This window comes from Dokdonella soli, assembly GCF_039523175.1.
GTDB lineage: Bacteria > Pseudomonadota > Gammaproteobacteria > Xanthomonadales > Rhodanobacteraceae > Dokdonella_A > Dokdonella_A soli.
Map to the genome: position 1 here is coordinate 1 of NZ_BAAAEU010000031.1, position 4,172 is coordinate 4,172.

A 4,172-nucleotide genomic window follows, 5' to 3' on the forward strand; every position below is an offset into this window, starting at 1 on the left:
GCCGAGTTTGAAGCCCAGTGCGCCTAACCAACGAGTGTCCACTTTTTCGTAGGAACTCTCCGCCGCTTCGCGGCGCGGCTTAATTCAAGCGTTAGGGCTCACCATATGCTTCACCGGCGGGCAAACGAAGTCATCACTAGTCAAGGCTTGAGTTTCGGCGCACGGCTGCTGCTCGGCCTAGTTGCTGGGTTATTTGGGGCCGTCATGTTCCTGGCCGCTCCACCAGGCACAGATTCCAAGGCAATCGGGTTCTATGCGTTTGGCGTGTTCTGCTTGCTCATCGCAATCGCGTGCTTCACGTCCGGGCGTGTAAGGCAGTTCATCGGTAGCGTAATTGGCTGCTCAATTTTCTTAGTGGGTGTTACCTACCTTGTCGCAGAGCTGTCTAGCGGCAAGCTTTTGGGCAGTACAAATCCTTCTGCATACAATGCCGCAAAGTACCTGCTGTTCATTGGCATGCCCGGCATCGTTTACGCATACAAGGTTCGCTTTGGCTTCCGCAAATCGCCCTAACCCCTGACGGCCACCCAAAGTGCTCCACATATGGCCACCCCAAACTGTTCCACTTGGAAGCGTCGGCGGAGTCGTGATCTCATCGCGCAACTTCCGCTGTCGGCCAGTTCGAGTCAGTGGCCGACTATGACTGCCTTCCGATAAGCGGACGTCCCGCACCCACCAACAAAAGCATCGAAGTTGCCCGTCAAGGAGCAAAGCGACCGCTCTGCACACGCCGCGGCAATGCGGGTCGCAGGACAGCTCCCGTGGGGATCGAACTGCCACCGCAAGCTTGCACGACGCTATACTCTGCCGCCACCCTGACGAGTCGGATCATCCCATCCGGGCGAGCTCATTCAACGAGCCTTCGATATCCCACAAATTCACGTAAGGAGTAACTGCGATGTGGGCTCTTCGATTTGTTGCAATCCTTTTGGCGATCGCCTTTACCACACCATCGTTCGGGCAGTCGTTGGCGCTCACGATGTCCAAGTCATTCACTCCGTCGAGCGTCCAAGTGGGTGGCACGCAGACCACCACCATGACCGTGACCGTCACCAATCCCAATTCCTTTACTGTCACGGGTATCGGCTTCAGCGATACCTATCCGGCTGGCCTGGTTCCCGACCTGATCGGCTCTTATACGTGCGGTCCGGGCTTCGCTTCGTTCAACGGCAGCGGCTGGGCATTCTCTGGCGTTACGCTGGGGCCCGGTGCGTCGTGCAGTGTCCCGATTCTTATGCACGCAACCACTGTAGGCAGTATCACCAACACGACTTCCTCGGTCACCGGAACTGGCGTCCCCACGGGCGGGCCAGCCTCTGCCGCTCTCAACGTCGCTGCAGCGCCGCTGGTTATTGTTCCAACCCCAGCGCTTTCACCAGAGGTTCTCCTGGCACTCGCGGCGATGCTCTCGTTGCTTGGCGCAATGCGACTGCGCGGATCGGGGTACCTGTGACGGTTCTACCTTCACGGCTAACGCGTTCTACAGGCATCGATTGAGGAAGTACTCGAAGAGCGGCCGGTGGCGACTGTCCGCTCCGGGTCGACAACGGAAGCTCCGACCTTCTACCTGCGAAATCCAACTATCCGTAGCGCCCCTGGGGCGGAGCATTTTGACCCGGCCACGGGTGGCGCATTTTGAGGTGGCCGTCAGGGCCCTAACTATTCGCTCAAGCGGACCGCTATGACGGCTTGCGGTATCCTGCCACTCATCGCGGCAGCGGCCGCTTAGCTCAAGCGTTAGGGCTATTCCAGGATGTCGAAAGATCAACCAGAAATCGCATCCTCAGAAGAGCAGCACTCGACTGCCCTTGACGTGGCAGCAGACCGTTTTCACAGCTTCTGGCTCATCGCAACACCGAAGATTTTCGAATGGTTCGAGTGGGTAGCTGTCTTAGGCGCGCTCACATTTCTCTACAACAAGCATCCTGCGGTTGCATTGGTGCCGCTGCTAGCTCTTGGCTATCTCAGTTTGGTGTTCTATTTCGGCGCATTCTTCCTCAAGCATCGAATCACAATACCCGGTGTACACAGCAAGCCGCTGCAAGACATACTTTCTGGCTTTCTCGCAATTGCCTTGGGGTTTGGTGCAAATCGTCTTATCCATGGACTGCCCCGAGTTTTAAGACACTTGCCAGCCTCACGCCGCGGCCCGTTCGAAGGCTTCGGGACTGATGCCGCCCAGATGGCTGTGGCGACGGGTTCGATTGTAGAAGACCTCGATGTAGTCGAAGACGTCGGCACGCGCCAGTTCGCGGGTCTTGTAGGCGCGCTTGCGGATGCGCTCTTTCTTCAGACTGCTGAAGAACGACTCGGCGACGGCGTTGTCCCAGCAGTTGCCACGTCGGCTCATGCTCGGCTGCAGGGCGTGCGAACGACAGAACCGTTGCCAGTCATCACTGCCGTACTGTGAGCCCTGGTCTGAATGCACGATCACGGGCTGGGCGGGTTTGCGTCGGGTCAAGGCCATCAGCAGCGCATCGAGCGCGAGCTCGCGCGCGAGCGTGGGCTTCATCGACCAGCCGACGACCTTGCGCGAGTAGAGGTCGATAACGACAGCCAGGTATAGCCAGCCCTGCCAGGTGCGCAGGTACGTGATGTCGGTCACCCACGCGCGATCGGGCGCATCGACGGTGAACTGCCGTTCGAGCTGATTTGGGGCAATGATCGACGGACGGCCGACGATGTGGCGTGGCGCCTTGTAGCCGCGAATCGCCTTGATTTTATGGGTCCGCATGATCTTGGCAACACGGTGCTTGCCGCAGGTCTCGCCGGCTTCGCGCAGGTCGCCGAACACGCGGCGCGCGCCATACACGCCGCTACTGGCCGCGTACGCGTCGCGGATCACGCCCAGCAGGCGCTGGTCTTCGATCGCCCGATCCGACAGCGGCTTGTGCAGCCACTGGTAGAAGCCGCCCCGCGTGACACGCAGCACCCGGCACATCGTGGCGATCCGAAACTCGCGCCGGTGGTCGTTGATGAAGCGGTACTTCACTCGGGTTCCTTGGCAAAGTACCGTGCGGCCTTTTTTAGGATGTCGCGCTCCTCTTCCGTGCGACGCAGCTGCGCCCGCAGTCGAAGAATCTCGCTCTTGGCCTCGACCAACTCGGTCGCGTGCTTCTCGGCCTGGTCCGGTGTGACCGCCTTGACCCACTTGTACAGGCTATGCGCCGACACGCCCACGCGCGCCGACACTTCCGCGACCGAATAGCCGCGTTCGACGATCTGGCGGACGGCTTCTTGCTTGAATTCCGGGGTAAAACGCTGGGTGCTCATGGGGCTTCCTCCTATGCTCAAATCATAGGCTGGAAGTGCTTACGATCCACGGGGCAGTCCAATCATAGGCTGGAAGTGCTTACGATCCGGCCACAACAGATGTGGAGTTTCCAAAGTACCTAACGGACGAAGTGTGCGAGTTCTTGATAACCGGCACCGGGTACTTCGACTTCAAGGGACGCTCTGGTCTCATCAAGACTCTCAAGTCGTTTGTCCCAGATGCACACTATCTAGTCGCTGCGGTAAAGAAGCCTGCATACAAAACCGCCCTAGAGCAGCTTACAACTCTACGCAATTTTGCAGCCCATGAAAGCAGCTCCTCTAAGCGCGCCGCTCTAGAGGCAATTGGTGCAACGAGGCTCTCATCAAGCGGCTCTTGGCTAAAGCGGCAGGGGCGATTCACCACAATAGCCAATCAACTAAAGGCTCTTGCCACCGACATTCATGCCAATGCCCCATACTAGGTCTAACAATTCATTCAAGCCGACGCCGCTTCGCGGCGCGGCTAAATTTAGACGTTAGGCCGCAACTTGTCTCTCATCAAGACTGATGTTCCTCGCGTTCTAGCTTGGCTTTCCGCAGGCTGTATCCCTCTCGGCTTTGCTTTTGTCTACCTACCGTTCGGTTCGCCGCTCCTACAGTTCTTTGCCACACCGGTTGCGTGGTTGTTCGGCATTTTGCTCGCAAGCGTCGCACTAACGAGGAGATCTCGGCCTACAAGGCACATCGCTCTGTGGGCGTTAGTAGGCAATCTCGTTGCTTTTCCGGCGTCATTCCTACTTGCGGCCGGCCTCTTCACGGCTCACTAGCCAATGCAACCTAACTATTCGGTCAAGCGGACCCGATAGTTCCTACGGTTTAGTGGACACCCTGAACTCACCCTTCAGGAGTGATCACGA

The 4,172-nt window shown here is 58.2% G+C and carries 3 protein-coding genes; 2 read left to right on the plus strand and 1 reads right to left on the minus strand.

Annotation, left to right across the window (positions count from 1 at the left end; translation table 11 throughout):
* The first annotated feature begins 147 nt into the window (after window positions 1-147).
* Window positions 148-513 carry a hypothetical protein gene (locus ABD002_RS18945; RefSeq protein ID WP_343794062.1) on the plus strand — a complete coding sequence of 122 codons (366 nt, stop codon included), beginning with the start codon at window positions 148-150 and terminating at the stop codon, window positions 511-513.
* A 385-nt stretch (window positions 514-898) separates the two neighbouring features.
* Window positions 899-1,453 (plus strand): DUF7933 domain-containing protein, encoded by a 555-nt coding sequence (locus ABD002_RS18950; protein WP_343794064.1) that lies wholly within the window; start codon window positions 899-901, stop codon window positions 1,451-1,453.
* A gap of 684 nt (window positions 1,454-2,137) precedes the next feature.
* Here ABD002_RS18950 and ABD002_RS18955 read toward each other — a convergent pair.
* Window positions 2,138-3,273 (minus strand): IS3 family transposase gene (locus tag ABD002_RS18955; protein WP_343794066.1). Its coding sequence is split into 2 segments (ribosomal slippage): window positions 2,138-3,030 and window positions 3,030-3,273, totalling 1,137 coding nucleotides; the frame shifts between segments, so codons are not numbered across the junction.
* Window positions 3,274-4,172 lie beyond the last annotated feature (899 nt).